14 protein-coding genes are annotated in these 20,563 nt (G+C 43.1%); 2 read left to right on the forward strand and 12 right to left on the reverse strand.

The window, feature by feature from the left end:
- Positions 1-387, forward strand: a 387-nt coding sequence (locus F9K33_11840) for a 2-C-methyl-D-erythritol 2,4-cyclodiphosphate synthase (GenBank protein ID KAB2878738.1), incomplete at its 5' end; no start/stop codon positions are given.
- On the opposite strand, the gene glgC is transcribed toward F9K33_11840, so the two are convergent.
- Complete coding sequence (gene glgC / locus F9K33_11845) at positions 384-1,631, reverse strand: glucose-1-phosphate adenylyltransferase (protein ID KAB2878739.1); 1,248 nt, start codon at positions 1,629-1,631, stop codon at positions 384-386. The two genes, F9K33_11840 and glgC, sit on opposite strands and share 4 nt — an antisense overlap.
- Before the next feature lie 226 nt (positions 1,632-1,857).
- Here glgC and dxs point away from each other — a divergent pair, with 226 nt between their 5' ends.
- Positions 1,858-3,858 carry a 1-deoxy-D-xylulose-5-phosphate synthase gene (dxs, locus tag F9K33_11850; protein KAB2878740.1) on the forward strand — a complete coding sequence of 667 codons (2,001 nt, stop codon included), beginning with the start codon at positions 1,858-1,860 and terminating at the stop codon, positions 3,856-3,858.
- Here the strand turns inward: dxs and pta are convergent.
- The 11 genes from pta to F9K33_11905 all read right to left on the reverse strand — a co-directional run bounded on the left by pta (position 3,855) and on the right by F9K33_11905 (position 20,562).
- Positions 3,855-4,832: a phosphate acetyltransferase gene (gene pta, locus F9K33_11855; GenBank protein KAB2878741.1), complete on the reverse strand. Its 978-nt coding sequence runs from the start codon at positions 4,830-4,832 to the stop codon at positions 3,855-3,857. The two genes, dxs and pta, sit on opposite strands and share 4 nt — an antisense overlap.
- A gap of 32 nt (positions 4,833-4,864) precedes the next feature.
- On the reverse strand, positions 4,865-5,749 hold the full coding sequence (locus F9K33_11860) for a hypothetical protein (protein KAB2878742.1): 885 nt from the start codon (positions 5,747-5,749) through the stop codon (positions 4,865-4,867).
- A gap of 11 nt (positions 5,750-5,760) precedes the next feature.
- On the reverse strand, positions 5,761-6,864 hold the full coding sequence (locus F9K33_11865; protein ID KAB2878743.1) for a UPF0164 family protein: 1,104 nt from the start codon (positions 6,862-6,864) through the stop codon (positions 5,761-5,763).
- Positions 6,818-12,013 carry a T9SS type A sorting domain-containing protein gene (locus F9K33_11870; GenBank protein KAB2878744.1) on the reverse strand — a complete coding sequence of 1,732 codons (5,196 nt, stop codon included), beginning with the start codon at positions 12,011-12,013 and terminating at the stop codon, positions 6,818-6,820. The genes F9K33_11865 and F9K33_11870 overlap by 47 nt, the downstream gene beginning before the upstream one ends.
- Before the next feature lie 142 nt (positions 12,014-12,155).
- Complete coding sequence (locus F9K33_11875) at positions 12,156-12,998, reverse strand: TIGR00159 family protein (protein ID KAB2878745.1); 843 nt, start codon at positions 12,996-12,998, stop codon at positions 12,156-12,158.
- Positions 12,999-13,000: 2 nt separating this feature from the next.
- On the reverse strand, positions 13,001-13,834 hold the full coding sequence (gene folP, locus F9K33_11880; protein KAB2878778.1) for a dihydropteroate synthase: 834 nt from the start codon (positions 13,832-13,834) through the stop codon (positions 13,001-13,003).
- On the reverse strand, positions 13,821-15,527 hold the full coding sequence (locus F9K33_11885; protein KAB2878746.1) for a hypothetical protein: 1,707 nt from the start codon (positions 15,525-15,527) through the stop codon (positions 13,821-13,823). Before F9K33_11885 ends, folP begins: the two co-directional genes overlap by 14 nt.
- Before the next feature lie 61 nt (positions 15,528-15,588).
- Entirely contained in the window at positions 15,589-17,577 is a 1,989-nt protein-coding gene (locus F9K33_11890) for an ATP-dependent metallopeptidase FtsH/Yme1/Tma family protein (GenBank protein KAB2878779.1), read from the reverse strand.
- A gap of 38 nt (positions 17,578-17,615) precedes the next feature.
- The gene (gene hpt / locus F9K33_11895) at positions 17,616-18,158 is read right to left on the reverse strand and encodes a hypoxanthine phosphoribosyltransferase (protein KAB2878747.1); all 543 of its coding nucleotides are present in this window, start codon (positions 18,156-18,158) and stop codon (positions 17,616-17,618) included.
- The gene (gene tilS / locus F9K33_11900) at positions 18,151-19,566 is read right to left on the reverse strand and encodes a tRNA lysidine(34) synthetase TilS (GenBank protein KAB2878748.1); all 1,416 of its coding nucleotides are present in this window, start codon (positions 19,564-19,566) and stop codon (positions 18,151-18,153) included. Before tilS ends, hpt begins: the two co-directional genes overlap by 8 nt.
- On the reverse strand, positions 19,567-20,562 hold the full coding sequence (locus F9K33_11905; protein ID KAB2878749.1) for a VWA domain-containing protein: 996 nt from the start codon (positions 20,560-20,562) through the stop codon (positions 19,567-19,569).
- Position 20,563 lies beyond the last annotated feature (1 nt).

Consider the following 20,563-nt stretch of genomic DNA (forward strand, 5'->3'; position numbering starts at 1 on the left):
CTGGGGCACTCCGATGCTGATGTTTTATTACACGCGATCTGCGATGCTATGCTTGGCGCTTTAGCATTGGGCGATATCGGGCAGCACTTTCCGGACACAGATCTTCGTTTCAAAGATATCTCAAGTATGTCCCTGTTATCAAAAACAAATATACTTATTCAATCAAGAGGATTCTCAGTGATTAATATTGATTCCACGATCATTTTACAAAAACCTAAAATCGCGCCGTATGTGGAGCAAATGAAAAAAAATGTCGCGGAAATTTTGGGCCTGAGTAATGATGCGGTTTCAATCAAAGCAACCACATCTGAAGGATTAGGTTTTGTAGGTGCGGGTGAGGGTATTGTAGCGTACGCAGTCGCCCTGCTAGGGCCGAAGAAGATTTAGAGGAGTTGCGTGTTCTTAGATACCACGACGATTCCGGACGGTGTGACAAAGAATTTCTTCTTATCTTCCTCGATATTGTAGCCAATCTCAAAGTTTTCAGGAATCCTAACGTTTTTATCAATGATCGCCTTGCGGATCTTTGCATGGCGCCCCACGCTCACATTATTGAACAAAATAGATTCTTCCACATGAGAATAGCTGTGAATGCGGACGTTCGGCGATAAGAGGCATCGTTCTACTTTACCGCCCGAGATAATACAGCCGCCGGATACCAGTGAATCAATTGCCGTTCCCATACGGCCCCCTTCAAAGCTTTCAGAGAACACATTCTTAGCCGGTGGATACTGCCCCTGATAAGTTCGAATAGGCCAGTCAGAGTCATACAAATTAAATACAGGTGAAACGGAGACCAAATCCATGCTGGATTCATAGTAACTGTCAATAGTTCCAATATCACGCCAATAGGGGCGCGCCGTTTTATTCTCATCTTCAAAATTGTATGCCTGAACTTTGTAATTTCCAAGCATGGATGGGATTATGTTCTTTCCGAAATCATGTTGTGAATCTTTTTTCTTGGCATCGTCGATGAGTACACGGGCAATGGCCTCTGCGTTAAAAATGTAGATGCCCATATTTACATAACAAGTGTCCTCCTTGTGCGGAAGTGGTTTAGGTTCCTGAGGTTTTTCCTGATATTCGATGATCTCATTGGAGTCATTGACCACCATGACACCAAATTGATGCGCAAGGTTTTTTTCGACTTCTATTCCTGCGATGGTCAGATCGGCTTTTTTAGCGATATGGTACTGTAGCATTTTCAGGTAATCCATTTTATAAATATGATCCCCTGAAAGGATGACGATATGTTCCGGCCTTTCATCCTGCAAAATATGTAAATTCTGAAATATCGCATCAGCCGTGCCTTGGTACCAGTGGTTTGCGGTCCGAAATTGCGGGGGAATCGAGTAAATAAATTCACCCAACTCGCCGTTTAAGAAACTCCAGCCTTCTCGTATGTGGGTGTCCAACGACTGAGATTTGTATTGGGTAACAAGATAAACCTTGCGAAAGCCTGAATTTATTACATTCGAAAGAGTGAAGTCGATAACGCGGTATTTGCCGCCGAATGGAACTGCCGGTTTAGAACGATCTTTTGTCAACGGGTATAAGCGTTCGCCCTGCCCGCCGGCAAGGATGATCGAAATAGTTTTTCTGAAAAGAGTTGAGGAGATCGGCGTCATCATGGACTCCAATTTATTTGACAGATTATACAAAAATGCAGACGGGCTTGAAGAATCTAACAATTATTACTTTACGAGGCAATATAAATAAACAAAGAAACACCATAAATCGCCGTCCATTGTAGGTTTTTGAATAATCGGAGCTAAATTTTCCATTGACTACGTACTGTTAAATGCTTACTTTTGCTACGATTTAAAACATTATGTGAATATTTTAAAAGGGGAATATATGGGAAAAGTTTTCGATCGGGTCAATGTTCCAAACGACCTGAAAAAACTTTCTACCGAAGAATTGGTACAATTATCTCATGAACTGCGTCAACATGTTATTGATGAAATCACACGCATCGGCGGACACTTAGCGCCCAGCCTCGGCGTGGTAGAAATCTCCGTTGCATTGCATTATATCTTTGATGCGCCTACCGACAAGATCATTTGGGACGTGGGCCACCAGGCGTATGTGCATAAATTGCTTACGGGCCGCAAAGATCGATTTCATACCATTCGACAGTTGGATGGCTTAAGCGGATTTTGTAAAATTCACGAAAGCGAATACGACGCGTTCGGTGCTGGACATGCCAGTACGTCTATTTCTGCGGCGGTGGGTATGGCTATAGCGCGAGACCGGCTGCAACAGGATCATAAAGTGGTTTCCGTTATAGGCGACGGATCGCTCACCGGCGGTATGGCTTTTGAAGCAATGAATAATGCAGGAATGCTCAAAACCGACATGCTTGTCATTCTTAATGATAACATGATGTCCATTTCAACCAACGTAGGCGCGCTGTCCAATTATCTCACCGATTTGATCTCCACGCCGATGTATAACAAAGTTAAAGACGAAATATGGAATGCGCTCGGCAAGTTTCATGATCTTGGCGACAAGGTAAGACAGGGGCTTGCCAAACTCGATGAAGGCGTAAAATCGATTTTGGTTCCAGGGCATTTTTTTGAAAGCTTAGGATTTCGTTACTTTGGCCCGATTGACGGCCACGACCTGCCGCGAATGATCAAATTACTCCACGATGTAAAAAACCTGAAGGGGCCTATCTTAATTCATGCTCTGACCAAAAAAGGCAAGGGCATGCCACTAGAGGAACAAGACGTTGAAAAGTATAAAGTGAATGCGAATAAGTTTCATGCCGTAACCCCACCTAAGAAAGCTGAACCGAGCGCGGTTGAAATTAAATCGGCGCCAAGTTATACGGATGTTTTCGGAAAGACCGTTGTCAAGATGTGCCGGATGAATCCAAATGTGGTTGGAATTACGGCTGCGATGGCTGATGGAACAGGGCTAAAATATTTAGCTAAGGAAATGCCCGAACGTTTTTTTGACGTTGGCATTGCGGAGCAACATGCTGTAACGATGTCTGCCGGCATGGCATTGAGCGGATTAAAGCCGGTCGTGGCGATTTATTCCTCTTTCCTGCAAAGAGCATATGATCAAATCGTTCATGACGTTGCGATCCAGAATATTCCGGTATTCTTCTGTTTAGACCGCGCGGGATTGGTTGGTGCAGACGGACCGACGCATCACGGCTCGCTGGACCTTTCTTATCTGCGATGTATTCAAGGTATGGTGATCATGTCCCCAAAAGACGAGAACGAGTTAAAGGATATGGTTTATACAGGGATTCACTATAATGAAGGGCCCATTGCCATGCGTTTTCCTCGCGGTAATGGACTTGGGGTGACTATAAAAGACGAATTTGAGCGAATTAAAATCGGAAGATCTGAAACGATTCAGGAAGGGAACGATATTGCAATTATTGCAGTAGGACCCATGGTAGATCACGCAGTTCAAGCATCCAAGATTCTTCTGCGGGACGGATATACCATGCAGGTAGTTAATGCGCGTTTTATTAAACCGCTGGATGAGGATATGCTTACGGAAATATGCAGAAAATTCGAAGATGTTATTACGGTAGAGGATAGCGTCATGATCGGAGGATTTGGCAGCGGCGTTTTGGAGACGATATATTCTGTGTCGTTCATTGAAAAAGGATCAAAAAAGGATAAAAAATTCGCCGACAAAATCGCAGCGCTGCAAATCGAGCGAATGGGTCTTCCGGATCAGTTTGTCGAACATGGCGAATGCAATATACTTTACCAACGCGTTGGGATTGATCCGGTCAGCATTGCAGCCAAGGCCAAAATGATGATAGAACGGCGACGAACCGGCGGGATGCAAATGTTGAATAAAAATAATTTTAAAGCCAGCGCCAGCTAGACTTTCACGCAGCAAATGGCGACTACATCCGCAATGTCCTGCGCGCTACATCCTCTAGAAAGATCGTTAATCGGTTTTGCCAAACCCTGAATTACCGGCCCTACCGCCTGTGCCTTCCCAATTCGCTCAGTAACTTTATAACAAATATTGCCTGCGTCTAAATTCGGAAAAATATAGACATTTGCTTTTCCAGCAACCGGGCTGCCCGGCGACTTCCGCTGTCCTATGGATTCTACAAAAGCTGCATCAAATTGCATCTCTCCATCGATCTTGAGATCGGGGCGTTTCTTTTTTGCAATTCCTAAAGCCTGAGTTACTTTATCAACTGCCTCGTGATTTGCGCTTCCTTTTGTTGAAAAAGACAGGAGCGCAACGATCGGTTCTTCGCCGGTGAGTTGCAGGTGACTGTCAGCGGACGCGATAGCAATATCCGCCAGCTGATTAGGATCAGGATAAGGCATCACTGCGCAGTCGCCGTATGTCAAAACGCGCCCCTCCGGTAGAATCATCATGAATATACTGGAGACGGTACTGATTCCGGGCGCAGTTCCCACGCAGTGTATTGCGGAACGCAAGACGTCGGCTGTCGTGTGAACAGCTCCTCCGACCATGCCGTCAACTTCGCCTCGTTTAACCATCATAGATCCGTAGTAAAGAACGCTCTGCATAGCTGTTTTGGACTGTTCATAAGTCATCCCCTTGGCCTTGCGCATGGTAAAAAGTTCGCTCGACATGTCCGATGTTTTTTCAGATTTTTTCGGATCAATTATCGAAACTGAAGAGGGGATATCAACGCTAAGTTCATAAGCCCTTTGCCGGATCTTGTCGGCATCGCCTAATAGTAATGGTTTTGCTGTTTGTGATTCGAGAATTATTTTCAGGGCCTGAATGGTCCTGTCTTCTTCGCCTTCGGGTAAAACGATGCGGCATTTTTTCTTCCGCGCCTTTTCCCGTATCATGTCCATTATTTTCATAGTGTGTATATGATTGGAATTATAGGAACTAGTTAGTTTGGATTTATGTAATCTTTAGTAACGGAAAATGTCGTCCAACGCGATTTGGATTCTGCGCCGTCGTAAATGCAGTCCACTCGCCATGAATAGGCGTTACCTTTTCGAAGACGGCCCGCATCAAAAAAAGACTGATTCACAAAATGTACGGTAACAAACGGAGTTACCTTAATCTCTAAACTATCGTCTGCAGCATAAGAAGCGTTGTGAAATGTAAGATACTCATGATTATATTGATCAAAACAATCGCCGTCAAATATTCCCGGCTGCTTTTCAGCAATCCAAATTATCTGGCCGGTTAATGTTGCTAATTTAACAATATATTTTATGGGCACCAGTCCAATTCCTAAACACCAAGTGAATTTAGGTTTCGTATTAGCCGTATCCGCCGGCGGAGGACCTAAATTTTCCACCTTATGCCCAAGTTTTATTGATTTTATATAATCACTATTTCCAAAATAGGCCGATGTGTCGGTTATTTTATCTTTGGAATTTCGTGCGAAGATAAAATAACTGTAAGTCACGTCTTCAAATACATTTTCATCTATAAAAAAACTGTCCTCTTCTGCAAAATCGACCAGCCGATTTCCGATCTGAACGTAGGGGCTGTCAATGCCGTTCGAACGATAAATAAAATATTCTTCAATGATATTATTTTCGTTGCCGGTCAATGGCGACCACTCAATTCGAATTCTTTCTTCGATTCCCTCGAGAGGACGGAGTCCGGTTTCGGCTTGAAATGTGGTACCGTTGTGCCCCTTTATCCTCACGCCTTCAGGACGCGGTTCCGGCGGATTTACCTCATCCGGACAGGAAATAAGTACCATCGAAAAAGAAATTGCCAGAAAAACTGAAATGAAAATGTATTTGTGCTTAGTCAAAACGGGCTCCATTAAAATTTATAGGCGGCGCTGATGCGGTGAACATTTCCCAAAGCATGATTGGAAAGAGCATAATCGAGGCGGACCTGCCACAGCGATATCCCGGCTCCGTAAGTAATGAGTTTATCATCCTTACCCAATCGTAATGCAACCGTTTTCATGTAATCCCATTCTAAGCCGTAGTGTTTATCTCCGCCGTAACGCGTATTACTTTCGTAAGAAAACAAAATATTGCTCTTTAAGGCGCCTAACGGGTGAAGGTATGACATGCCGAATTTTAAGTTTGGCTTAACAATATCACGCGCCCGTGTAGACGAGGAAACGGCATTGTAGCGAACGCCCGTCACAGTAACATCCTGAATATGGAGGCCCATGGCAAAATCGCCCAGATTCGGTGATTCGGCAAGGTCGCTTATACCGAACATGATCATGGTTCCAATATCTACGCCGATGCCTGATTTGCTGACATCTTTTGTTATCACGCCATTGTTACCTGAAATGCCGTTAGTGCCGCCCTGAATTACTTTGAAATTTATCCCAACAGGTATCTGCATTGGAAATTCACTGTATAACCAGCCCAAATTTAACTTAATTTGATTCATTTTTGCAAAAGAAAAGAACAGCGCATTGTCGGCGTAACTAAAGCGTCCGTGAAAATATTGACTGAAATCATAATTGGGGTTGCCATGATCGTTATATGAGCCCTCTAATGCACTTGTTTCAGGAATATCACCGACGTTATAACGAATCCATCCGATCGAGAAGGCGTATGTTGATGTTAATTGATGAGTATATCCAACAAAATTGTACTGGCCAAGACCGTCAAATTGGTTGGCATACATCATCGTTACTTCACGCTTGTGCATGAGGGCTACGCCCGCCGGATTCCAGAAGAATGCAGTTCCGTCATCAGCCACTGCCACGTAAGCATTGCCGATCCCGGCTGCGCGGGCTCCGAGAGGTATTTCCAGAAAAGCATTGGCATAACGCCGGGTGCCATCACCTGCAAAAACAACGGCCTGAAAGATGACTATTAACAATACGGTATATAGAATTCGGTATTTCATATTATCTAAAATAAGCCAGTTTACCTTTCTTTTCGACAATTTTACCATTCAGCTTTCCTTTGATCCGATAAAAATAAATTCCGTTGGCAATGTCACGTCCGTTATCGTCCGTAGCGTCCCATTGAACTTCGTGGTACCCCACGGAATTCAGTATCTGGCTTGTGATATCATCGGGCGTAATTTTCTTAATACGTCTTCCAGACACTGTGTATATACCGATCTCGAGATTATCCAATTGTTCCGATGCTTCGATACGAAACGCAAAGGTAGTCACGTTGGTGAATGGATTCGGGAAATTTCCTAAAACCTTAATGTCAAAACCACTTACGACTTTGAAGTGAAGCGTGTCCGGCGCGCTCACATTTCCGTTTACATCTGAAACCTGAAAAGTAATGTTGTTAGAGCCGACATCGAAGTTTTGATCATTGATAAGCGTAAGAGTAACGACGTTTGAATTAGCCAAAGAATCCGGAAGAATTATTTTTGTTGAATCAAGCCGCTGCCCGTTTAACTCAATGTTATAATGTTTGCGGTTGAGGCTAACTCCGTTTCGGTCATAGATAATTGCGGAAATCTTCGGATTTTTCGGGGCGATCGAGCCTTGTGAAAAATACTGACCTTCGACGGTCGGCTCAATAACAGGCGATAAACGGTCGCGATTGATCATAAGAGTAAAAATGCCGATTTCAACTTGCTCCGAAACTTCGACGGAAATAGTTCCGTTTTGAATCAGCTTTTCTGAATTTACGATATTCCATTTTCGGTTGCCGGAATTCCATATATAGATATTCAGCGAGTCATGATAGAGCATGGAAGCAGGGTAGAGCGTCGTGTCATACTCAAATTGAACGAGGATTGATTTTGAATTCACAAGCGGATGCGATAACGATACATCGTAAGCTTGAGGAGTTGCATAGCCTTTCGGATATGCAAAACCGAGATCGGGTTGGTCATTTATCAGGATGTTCGTTTTTCTATTGATGGACAAGGTTGAGTTTTGGGTCACTGCGTTGGCGGGCGCATTTACAAAAAAACTATTGTCGACTGAAACGGTATCGTTCTGTATTCCATCGTATGTGGTGCCTGTGGAGGGCGTAACGTTAAATGTACTCAACGTCAGCGCCCGGAATCCGAGATTATTATATCGATTAACATCGGATGTAATTGAATCGGGATCAATCCATACATAGACATTATGTGAACCGTTATTCAGCGTCGAAGCAATGGCAACCGTGTCTACTGCAATCTTTCCGGCGTTTGGAACAGAGCCGTCAATCGTTAACTCAGCTTCGCCAATAAAAATCCCTGCAGCGCGAGGGTCGCCGTTATAGAAACGAATTTTAACATTCGAAGCAGGCCTAAATCCGACATTTTGAATGACGGCGTTAATGTTTGTTTGGTTTATTCCTCCCAAAAAAATTGAGGCGGTTTGATCGCCCGGACTGTTCACCTGATCCATTTTAAGATCGAGACCGGCAAGAATTCGAACTTCCTGTAAGTCTGAAATCGTCGAGTCGCCTAAACTGTCTTTGACTTTTATCCGATAGCTAATCAGATCATTTTCGGTGAATGGCCCGCTGCCGCGGCTGATGTAAATATTGTCTTGTGATAAAAAAAGCGTATCGGTTACATTTTCCGTAACGGAGCCCGTGCGATCATATGTAACCGTTACGCATTCCACTAAATCCGGATCGCTTGCTACGGCTGAAAATCTTACGGTGTCGGAACTTGTAGGGGTAGATGGAAGCACTTGAATCTGTGAAATATAAGCGCCATTGATAGTAAAATTATCCTGTCCATTAAAGGAATAACGGCCATCGGACGATTCGGCAAATATTCTGATTCCCGTAATGCCGTTTTCTAAAGTAGAGGATGCGATATTGCCCAGGTTAATATTAAATGAATAATTTCCATTTGAAATTAAGAAATCGACTGTATCCAGATCGACGAATGAAGGCTTGTTTGCGCCGTTGGCAACTGAATCGATAACCTGACGCATTTGATACATTTGCGCCGTTCCTGTTCCGCTTGAAAATCCCGCCGCGCCTGAAACCGTTATGACCGATGTTTTTGACGGACTGTAATTTGAAAGAGAAAAGGTTCTTTTCAACGGAGTTTTTAATCGTAATGCAGGGTCGCCCAAATAATTAAACTGAAAAACCATGCTTTGTGGTATGGCCCCGGTAGTCAATGTATTGCCGGCTCCGCTTACTTCATAATCGGTAATACCTTGCTGCAAAAGATAGTTTATTTTGCCCTGCGTCACCGCTTCACCGACCGAATTGCCCGGCTTCAAAAAAGCATTTATAGATTGATCGAGCAGTTGAAAGTCGCCGATGATCCAGCCGGTTCCGCTGGATGCTATGACGCCGACAGCGCCACCATAAGGTTTGGTTAGTAACAATTCACCCAGTGAATTAGGGTTGTCAAAGGCGCCAACAAAACAGGTCATGCTGAGTACAAGAGGGTATCGCCCCGGATTAGTTTTTAGCTCATTTACTTGGGTCAGATTCAAAAGCGGTTTTCCTGAAACAGAATCCAGATCGCCCCAGATACCGCCTCCGCCATGGCCAAGATAAGCAGTAAGTAAATTACCCTCTTCAAATCCTTTGACGACCTGAGCAAAGTTTCCGTAGAATTGATCTCGGATGGGAAAAACGTAAACCCTATCCGGTGAAAAACTCTGCGGCATGCGGGAGTTGATAATGCTGGTGGCTTGGAAACGAAAGACATCTACAGGTATACTGCTGATGTTTTGTACCACACCGCGGTTATCGCTTTGCCCGCCTATATAAAGTACTTTGTTTCTCCATGAACCCGATAAATTTGATTGTTCGTATGTAATAATCTTATCGATAACCGCATCGAGTTGCGTAACGGTTGATACTGGAAAACGGCCGATAAAAAAATCGGGCAAAATATCCTGATCATCGGCCAGACTGTACCAATAATCGCTTGCGGCCGGACCATAGGTCTTAGTTTGGATAAACTGAACAGGGATGAAATCGTTATTATTACTAATGGCTTTTGGAGAGGCGGACGCATCGCCGATTAACATGATGTAGAGTGGAGAACCCTGACTGCCATGCCAATTAGGGCTGAGGTAAGTAAAACGGAGGAAATCACGTATCGCATACGGACTTTTTATTCCGAAATTGAATTCATCATAAATATCTTCTATATCAACGGATTCAACCGATAAGCCCCTGGATCGCCGATAATTTTCCAACCTTAATGCTGCATCTTTCAACAGTTTCGGCGCAATAATCAGATAACGTGCGTTATGATATCCTGTGGTCAAAACGGATGGTTTGTCAAGAAGTACATCCTTTGGTAAAAGTTTTGCGGATTCACTCACTGCGATATATTCAATTCCGCTTATGCTCACTTCATCCTGAAAAACCAGAAAATAGGACGTGTCCTTCTGGAAGCCGCTGTTGGTTTTTAAGTCCCAATTCACAATCCGGCTTACGCCTTTTTTGTAAAGGCTGATATCCGGGTCTGTAAATTTCTCGATCTTAAATTCTTTTAGAGTAGTGAAGCTCTCGTCTCCAACCCGAAACTCAACGTAGTCTTTTTCCGCTTGGTATTTTCTTTTATAGGTGATTTCAAACCAATTTAATGCAAACTTATCCAGTAATGCAGGATTAGATGTCACGGGCGTACTGATGGTGAGCGTATTGATACCCTCTCTGAGCGGATTAGAAGAAATATTGGCTATCGGAATATCTACCTGAAATTTGACCGGGCCGGTCCATACTAAACTTGTTGTAAGTCCAATACCGTTGATTTTAATATCGACAGTATGGTTGTTGGTGCTGATGCCCTGCAAATTAATGCGTAGCACCTGATTGAGAGAAGATGAAGACAGTTTTTCGATAGTAAATTCATAATCTTTTTGAGACTGACTCGAAATCAGATTTGCAATCCCTCCGTCGAAAGCCCAAATATCCTCGACTACAGCCGGTTGAATCAGGTTAATATTTTTGATATCAAGACGAATATTGTCTTCTTCGAAATGTTTAGTGACAGTAAATTGATTTGAACTAAGTGAATCGGATTTCCGCGGAAGAATTACCCCTCCGTTTTCCTCAATGAGCCGAATTCCTGGCTTTTCTCCCCAGCTTAGGAAATAAACGTTGTCGTCGCTCCACGGGTCCAGATAATGTCCGATACTTGGCGGAATATCGCGGAGATTCTTGTTAAACTTTGCCAGGTATTTTTCTCCGTAAAATTCAAAGTAATCGCCGGAACTAAATTTATCTTTTTCCTGACTACGATAATATATCGGCACTTCCAGCCCGAGATTAAACAAACGAAAGTTTCTTGGATCGATTCCGGAAAAATCCAGCCCTGTTTTTTCTTTCAAGTAATCATAGGTAACTTTGTAAATACCATTCTTGTTAACGATAATTTTGATCGACTGACCCGGAGATTGTGTAACATTTGAAAGTGTTGCCTCAGCAGAGCTTTTTAGCATAGCTTTGTTTTTCAAATACCGTGATTTTTTGGCCTGTTTTTCGTTAATCAGTTCGGAATCAAGTATTTCATTGATCTCAGAGGTGTTGCTCTCATAAACCTGCACTTTTTTAGATGTTGAGTAGGTAATCCTGACGGTTATATTTTTATTGAACTCAACCTGATGTTTTTTTGCATTGTATCGGTATGGATATACGGTTAATCGGTACAACGGAATTTCTCGCATTTTTCCGAGATAACTTAACTCAACTAAATTTCTTGGATACCAGCCTCCGGCAGCGTTGAATTTCGAAGTGATTTGCTTTGGCGATTCTTGTACTGAACCGTCCGTGGGTAAGTTTGCGCCGGTTAAGATGATAGATTGCATCGGTATATACTCGCGCTCATTCTGCGTCACCAAGGCCTGCGGTGATCCTTCAGGTAATTCAATGAGGTAACTAATCTTGGGTAATTGCGGAGCCCCTTCCTCTTGTATATATTCAAAAAGAGGGGATGTAAGACGTTGATATGTTTCACCATTTAATTCTACCCGATCGATATCCGGTTTGACAAAATTGAATGTGTAGACTAATTCGCCTTCCTTTTCTGAGACGGACTTAACGTAATCTTGCTTTGATTGAATTTGTGCGTGAACTGCTTTGGCTCCACAAAGGATGGCAAAGGCAATCATCCCAATCGCAATAAGGGTAGATCTATTTCTGAAATGTATTTTATGCATGGTGTCTGGTCACAAAAAACCCTACAAGAAGCAACTTGCAGGGCGTTACAAATAATTCTGTCATCATTCGATAGAAACTAATTCTAAAGCCGGTTTTCTGTCTGTTATTATACAAAATTTAGGAGTTTTAGTCTACTTTTTCCTATTTAATTGCTACGTTTGTAAGCGGCTGTCTCTTACCCGAGTTTACCGATTTGCGCCACAATCCACGTGTTCTTCCTGACTTGAGGACTTCCTCAATAAAACCTTGGAGTTCAGCCACCGATATGTTTCGATTCAAGGTTCCCTTATAGGCTATGGATATCTTTCCCGTCTCTTCCGAAATGACGATCACAATTGCATCCGATTGTTCTGATAACCCCAAGGCGGCGCGGTGCCTGGTTCCGAGTGATGACTCGATGTACGGATTCTGACTCAGAGGTAAAAGGCATTTGGCGGCAGATACCTGGTCATTTTCGATGACGACAGCTCCGTCGTGAAGAGGCGATCTAGGATTAAATATGGATAATAATAATTGCTGAGAAATTTTTGCATCCAAAGATACGCCGGTCTCAATGATATTTTTTAGGCCCGTCGATCTCTCCATTGCAATAATCGCACCTGAACGGCGTTTGGACAGGTGTTCACAAGTTTTTATGACTTCATGTACATATGTGGGTATGCCTAGTTTTATAATATTACGAAGGAATCCGCTTTGGCCGAAAAACGTAAGCATACGCCGCAATTCTGGCTGGAATATGATAACAAATGCGATGACCCAGACGGTTCTGATTTGGTCGACGAGCCATATCATACCGCTCATATTCAGAGCTTGTACGGCAATGGATACGATCAAAATCAGGATCAAACCCATTAACATACGCGAAGCAGTCGTGCCTTGTATGACAAGATAAGCGCGATAAAAAATAATGGTAACAACGGCGATATCAAGTATATCAATCCATGTTACAGGCACGATCCAGAATTTAAATAATTCTTGCTGCATAGTTACGGGTTCATGATTTTTTCTGCAATAGTTACGGCTCGCCGAATGGATTTTACATCGTGTACCCTCAAAATATTTGCGCCTTTTTGCATAGCAATAATATTAGACACTATCGTGCCCTCCAGGCGGTCCAAGGGCGCAGCATCAAACGGTTTGCCGAGATATGATTTTCTTGAAGAACCGATCAATAGGGGATAGCCGAGCGATTTAAGTTGTTCAAGTTTATTTAAAATCAGAAAATTATCTTCAAATCTCTTTCCAAACCCCAACCCGGGATCAATTATAATTTTTTTAATCCCGCTTTTTTTTGCCTTTTCGCATGCATGGAACAGAAAGGTTTTTATTTCACTGACAGCGTCACCATATTGCGGGTTTGTCTGCATATCTTTTGGGGTGCCTTTTATATGCATGATTACCAACGCGGCGTCGTGTTGTACTGCGGTGGCAATCATATCATGGTCAAAAGTCAACCCGCTGATATCGTTAATAATGTGAGCACCTGATCGCATAGCCTCATCCGCTACTTTCGATTTATATGTGTCAATTGAAATTAGTACGTCGAGAGATTTTGTTATTTTTTCAATAATCGGAATTGTCCGGTCTAATTCCTCCTGTAGTGATACCGGATCCGCTCCAGGCCGAGTCGATTCGCCCCCGACGTCCACAATGTCAGCGCCGTCTTCTTTTAATTGTATGGCATGCGCCATAGCTGCTTCGGGAGAGTAAAACTTACCGCCATCTGAAAATGAATTCGGCGTAACGTTCAAAACGCCCATAATATAAACACGGGTTAGACAATCCGTGTAAAAATCTTCTGTGCGGCTATCCTTCGACATCTGGAAAAAATTCATTTAATTTTCGTCTGGCCTCTTCACGGTATTTGTCGTCCCTGTCAAGTATTTTCATCACCATTCGAAGAGCCTCTATTGCATCGTGGTCGTTTTTGAATTCCGCATAAATTTTAGCCAAGTACATATAAGCATAACCGTGATTGGGTTTCATTTGAACTGCTTTTTTGAAATAGGCCTCGGCTATCAAGTATTGGGCTCGTTCTTCATTCTTTTTTCGTTTGGGCTTGAAGCTCACTCCGATATGGTAATTAATAATCCCCAGATTATAGTATACATCCGCCTTTTCCGGATGAATTTTTTCAGCGAATTCCAACAGTTTGAGCGCGCGGTCATACATGCCGACGTAATCGCACGCCAACACCATGCCGGTTATCGCCTCAAAGTCAATTGGGCGAAGCTGGTGGGCGACGCTGTAATTATCCATAGCTAATTTCGCGCGGCTATCATGCGGTTTGCTGAGCTCGATATACGATTTGCCTAGATTGATGTAACTGTCAAAACCGCCGGGATTAAGCCGGATGGCCTTTTGAAGAACTTCCTCCTTAGAAGATAATCCGAACGACTCCCATCGCAGTTTCTGCATATAGCTCAAGACGTAGTATACGTTATAATCTCTGTTGTATAATTCGTTGGCTCCGATCAAAGCGATTTCGGCGTCAAGATAGCGAGGTTCCGGTTTGAAAAACATGTAATACTTTGCAAGGGCGGAAATGGACGGTTGAAAAGTTTCGTCGATTTGGCCTGCTTTTTTCAAATAATATTCAGTTCGGTACTGATGAAACTGATGAGTTTTGTTGTCTTTTGTCCTCAGCATTAATTCACCGTGAGCGACGCCCATCCCATACCAATTCAACGAGCCGGCGCTGTCATTTTTTAATGCCAATTGAAAAGCGTATAACGACGAATCAATTAATTTGTTCGCAAGAAGATATTTTCCACGGGAGTAATTTAATAAGCCCGGCGTCAAAAATATTTTTTGATCTATTTTTGATTCATCAAATTGCTCATCAACATATTGATACAATATTTTCGAAAGTTCAATGGATGCGGATGATAGACGTTCAGCCCATTCTTTTTCCGATGTTAGCGGAATTGAAATTGGAATTTGCCGTATGGATTTTCGTGTGGCAATTTCATAGAGCAATATGTTTAACTGCAGTATATTGCCGGTGACCTTGAAAGTGCCGGCTGCGAGGAATTTTAACTTAATTAACGTCGCCCAATCCAAAAGATGCGCGTCGTCAAAAACGGATACTTTACCTAAACTGTCATTGTCATGCGAACTAACGAGCCATTCCGGCCTTAGAAAATTAATATGTTGGGGAGAGGATAATTCGGAGTATCGGGAAGATGCTTCGGCCAGTGCCCAGCCGGTACCGGAATATTTATCGATCATGTTGCGAAGTGAAGAATCGGCTGGGGTATTTTCATTCTCCAGGGGCAGTATGCCTACATAGATAACGTCAGGCTGGGGTGGCCGGGCAATTCGCAGAATGGTGAATGTCAGAGTGACAAAGCCTAGTGCCGTAAACATAAAAATAGAAAATTTTCGTTTGTTTACCACCGGTGAATGCCGAACGATATACCAGAAAAAAAAGGAAAGAATAAAAATGATACAGAAATATAGAAAGAAGCCTCCGGGAACTTCACCCGACAAAAAACGAATTATATTCTCCATGTTCTAATAAAGACCTTTTTAAACTGTATATAGCGCACCAACCTTAACAATAATAGCCTGATTATAAATTGACATGCGGCTGATCTTCAGCGATTTCACCATTGGATTTATTAATGGTCTCCTGTGGTTTTAGGCTTTGTCCGCTCATGATCAGATCCAGATCTTCCGCATCAAGCGTCTCACGTTCAATAAGTGCGGCGGCTATATTGTGTAAATTTTGGACGTTTTCGTTGATCAGTTGAATGGCTTTTTGCTCCGCCTCAAGAATAATTGCTTTGATTTCAGTGTCGATGAGACGGGACGTTTCTTCACTATAATTTTTGGCGGTGGAAATTTCTCTTCCGAGGAATACTTCTTCTTCTTTTTTGCCGAAAGCAACCGGGCCTAATTTATCGCTCATGCCCCATTCGCAGACCATTTTACGCGCTAACATCGTTGCGCGTTCAATATCGTTGCTCGCGCCGGTTGTGTAGTGGTTAAATATGATCTTTTCCGCGCCGCGTCCTCCCAGCATGTAAGTCAGCATGGTCTGAATATACGACCGGGAATAGGAATGCCGGTCATCCGTCGGGAGATAATGCGTGAGTCCGAGCGCGCGACCGCGTGGAATAATGGTTACCTTATGAACCGGGTCCGAATCCGGCAGAAGACGCGCAACAAGCGCATGGCCTGCCTCATGGTAAGCGGTTGTTTTCTTCTCACTTTCGGAAATGACCATACTTTTACGTTCAACGCCCATCATGACTTTATCTTTGGCGTTTTCAAAATCGATGTTGTCCACGGCATCGGAATTACGCCGCGCCGCCAGTAATGCCGCTTCGTTAACCAAATTCTCGAGATCAGCTCCGGACAAACCGGGGGTGCCCTTTGCGATTTTCTTTAGAGTAACGCCTTCATGAAGATGAATCTTTCGCGTGTGAATTTTCAATATCTCCTCGCGTCCGTTGACATCCGGTTGGTCGACAACAATTTGGCGATCAAAACGGCCGGGGCGCATCAGCGCGGAGTCAAGTATGTCCGGGCGGTTTGTCGCCGCAACCAAAATAATACCGGCGTTTGAATCAAAGCCGTCCATTTCAACAAGTAATTGATTCAGTGTCTGTTCACGTTCGTCGTGGCCGCCTCCGAGTCCTGCGCCCCGAGATCGCCCTACCGCATCGATTTCATCTATAAAAATAATACACGGATGATTCTTCTTAGCTTGTTCAAAAAGGTCGCGCACACGGGCTGCCCCGACGCCAACGAACATCTCGACAAAATCGGCGCCGCTGATGGAGAAGAAGGGCACTTCGGCTTCGCCGGCCACCGCTCTGGCAAGCAATGTCTTTCCGGTTCCCTGTGGGCCCAGGAGCAATGCACCCTTGGGTATACGTCCGCCAAGTCGCGTAAATTTATCAGGATCTTTTAGAAAATCCACGATCTCCTGCAATTCTTGTTTCGCTTCATCGCATCCGGCAACATCGGAAAAAGTGACGTGAGGATCTTTATCCGACGACATCTTTGCCCGGCTTTTGCCGAATGAAAAAATATTCTTTGCGCCGCCGCCGCCCTGCATGCGTCTCAAGATAAAAATAAATATTCCAATGGCGATAATCCACGGAAGCATTTGAATGAATATGGTTGAGAAATCGGTCCCTTTTTTTGAAAATTCAACATTAATGTTTTTTGCATTCCATTCTTCGATCATTTTGCTGTCAATAAATGGCAGGTAGATCTTGAATTGGCTGAACTTCACAGGCACTCCGTCGACCGGAAAGCTGATTTCTTCTTTTAATATTCCACGTAATTCATTTTCCGTAACGTGGATACTGGCGATTTTGTCTTGAGATAACAGAGCTTGGTAATTCGAATAAGATACCTCCATGTGACGGTCACCGGTGGCAGTAAATATCTGGTATAAAAAGAAAAAAGCAGCAAAAATGGCAAGCCAAAGAAAAAAAGTGGACAGCGAATTCTTAAAATTCGGATTCCCGTCCGGCGACGGACGTTTTTTTCCTGAATTTGATTTTTCAGGTTTCAGTTTTTTGTTGGACGAGCCTTCCGATGTCATAAGCGCTAAATGTTTATCTATCAACAATATTTTCTCCTTTAGTCATGGGTAACGTAAATATCTTTCAGATGCCGGAATCGCTGTGCATAATCCAAACCGTAGCCGATGACAAAATCGTTTCCGATATCAAAACCGACATAATGAACCGGAAAATCTGTCTTTGCCTTTTCTTTTTTTAACAAAAGCGTGACAAAACGAATGGAAGCAGGCTTCATTTTTTCAATATGTTTTTTTATAAACGTGATGGATAGCCCGGAGTCAACGATATCTTCAACCACGATCACGTGGCGCCCGGCTAACTTAGCGCTCACATCTTTGTCCAATCGAATGGATCCGCTTGAATGCATATGATCGCCGTAACTTCCGATTTTGAGAAAATCGATCTCACATTCGGTATTAATTTCCCTGACAAGATCGGCAACAAACAAAAATGAACCGTTAAGAATGCCGACGAGAATGGGGTTTTTATTTTTGTAATCCTTGGTAATTTTTTTTCCGAGCCGACGCACTGCTTTACCAATATCCTCTTTCGAGATCATGATCTTAAATCGATGGTGGTCTGTTGTTATGGTTTTATTCATTCAGGTTATATTCCAGTTTAAGTAAGTGGCGTGTTCTGTTATCGACTTTGTAGCGGTCGTCTAGTCTGAGGCCGCAAACCCAGATAATATTCTCCTTGGTTCCGATCTTTTCACAGAGAAGTGGAATTTTCTTTTTTTTAAGAACCGGTATTTTGTTATCAACAAAAAAATCACTGAGCTTCTTAAAGCCGTTCATACCAATGGGCTTAAACTTATCACCGATTTTCCAATTCCGAAGCCTTAGATGTCCTGTAATCTTCTCCTTGTCAATGTATTCAACATTTAGGATGCGGCCAAAACTGCTTTTGAGTTCAGACGAATAGGGTAAAAACGAGCTCCGAAAAGAAAAACCCGGGTCTTTCCAGGAATAATTTCGGCCGGTTTCAATTCTAAAACAAAAATCGGGGCTTGCTAGCCGGTTCTTCGTCAGGAAAATAATTTGATCAGCAGTTTTCAGGCAAATGACATTGCCGAATATGACTTTCTTTCCGCTTTGTTTTTTTTCAATGAGATCGGAAAGCCTTTCGTAATCGGAAAATTGTAATTTCTGATCGAATTCATTCCAAAACAAAAATTCAATTAGCGCATGCCGTTGAGCCCGAAGATACCGGTTAAACGCTTTAATTTCAAGGACTATTTTGCCATCGGAGGCCTTGCAGACTTGCAAATACTGCTTTTTAGCATTCCGGTTGAAGTGCGATTTCGTTTCCTCGGCGATAAGACCCAGTTGAATCAAATGTTTTTCGATTTGCAGATCGAATTTTTTTCTAAGGAGCGGTATTAAATCATGACGAATTCTATTTCTCAAAATAGCGGTATCGCGGTTTGATGCGTCATTCACATACTTGATTTTCTCTGCCTGAACATATTTTTTAATGTCCTCCTTTGAAAAGACCAGCAACGGCCTAACAAACAAACCGCGTTTTTCACGAATACCTGACAATCCGGACATGCCGGAACCCTTGATTATGCGCATTAAAATCGTTTCAGCCTGGTCGCTTCTATGATGCGCAGTGCAAATTTTGTTATAACCAAACTGTTTTGCTGTTTTTTCAAAAAAAGTATAACGTAAATTATGCGCTTCTTCCTCTATGGATTTCTTTGATAACTTAGCCTGTTTGCGAACATCCAATCTTTTGCAATGAAAAGGATATTCATGCGACAAGGCAAATGTTTTAACAAACGCTTCATCCCGATCACTGGCGGCGCCGCGTAAACGGTGGTTTAGATGAGCTATGCCTATTGTAATTTTAGATTCAAGCTGTAAAATTCCGATGAGGTGTGACAGCGCCATAGAATCCATACCGCCTGAAACAGCAAGCAATACACGGTCGTTACTTGAAAAGAAGTTTTTTTTACGGCAGTGTTCCAGGAATTGTTTTTGAAAGGATTTTGTAGTTTGTCTCATTTATGGCAATTCGAGAAAAATGGATCTGATTAGAACAAAGTGTAGAAAAAGTAGAAGTAGAGCAGGGATAAGAACCCACGGGTACAAATCCTCGTATCGAAAATAGGTTTTAACGTCAATTTTTGTTTTTTCCAGTTGTCCGATCTGTTCATAGATTTCTTCCAGCGCTTTGAGATGGGTAGCGCGAAAATACTGTCCGCCGGTTATTTCCGCTATCCCTCTCAATGTTTCTTCATCAATTTTTACTTCAGCGGTCACATATTGTTTTCCGAAGAAAGGATCGTCCACCGGAATTCGCGCAAGCCCATCTTTGCCGGCGCCAATGGTATATACACGTATATTCAGCGCCTGCGCTATTTGTGCCGCAGTCATGGGGTCAATTTCTCCCCGGTTATTTTGGCCGTCCGTCAATAAAATAATCACTTTACTTTTGGATGTGCTTTCACGGAGGCGATTGATGGAATTGATCAAACCCATACCGATCGCGGTTCCGTCTTCCACAACGCCGATAGAAACCTGTCGAATGAGGGACGTTAATATTTGGTAATCTACGGTCAAAGGGCATTGGGTGAAACTTTTTCCAGCGAATACGACTAGTCCGACACGGTCGGATTGACGTCCGCGAACGAATTTTTCTGCTACATCTTTAGCTGCGTCCATGCGGTTCAAATTTCCCATATCTTCGATCAGCATACTCCGGGATACATCCAGGGCCATCATGATGTCAATTCCCTCCGTTGTAATACTGGACTGTGAGTTTCTCGTTCGCGGCCTTGCTATGGCTATGATCAGTAAAAATAATACGAGAATTTGAAGCCATTCTAACACAGGCTTTACTCGTTGTCGCAAAGAAGGCTTTGCAGCCTTAATAGTCTGAACGTTTGAATATACTACAGCCGATTTGGCAAATTTCCTTTTCCGCCAAAACAAAATGACCGGAATCAGAATCAGCAAGATTAGAAAATAAGGATCGGCAAATTCAAGTGAATTGAGCATA

The sequence above is a fragment of the bacterium genome (genome assembly GCA_008933615.1).
GTDB lineage: Bacteria > CLD3 > CLD3 > SB21 > SB21 > SB21.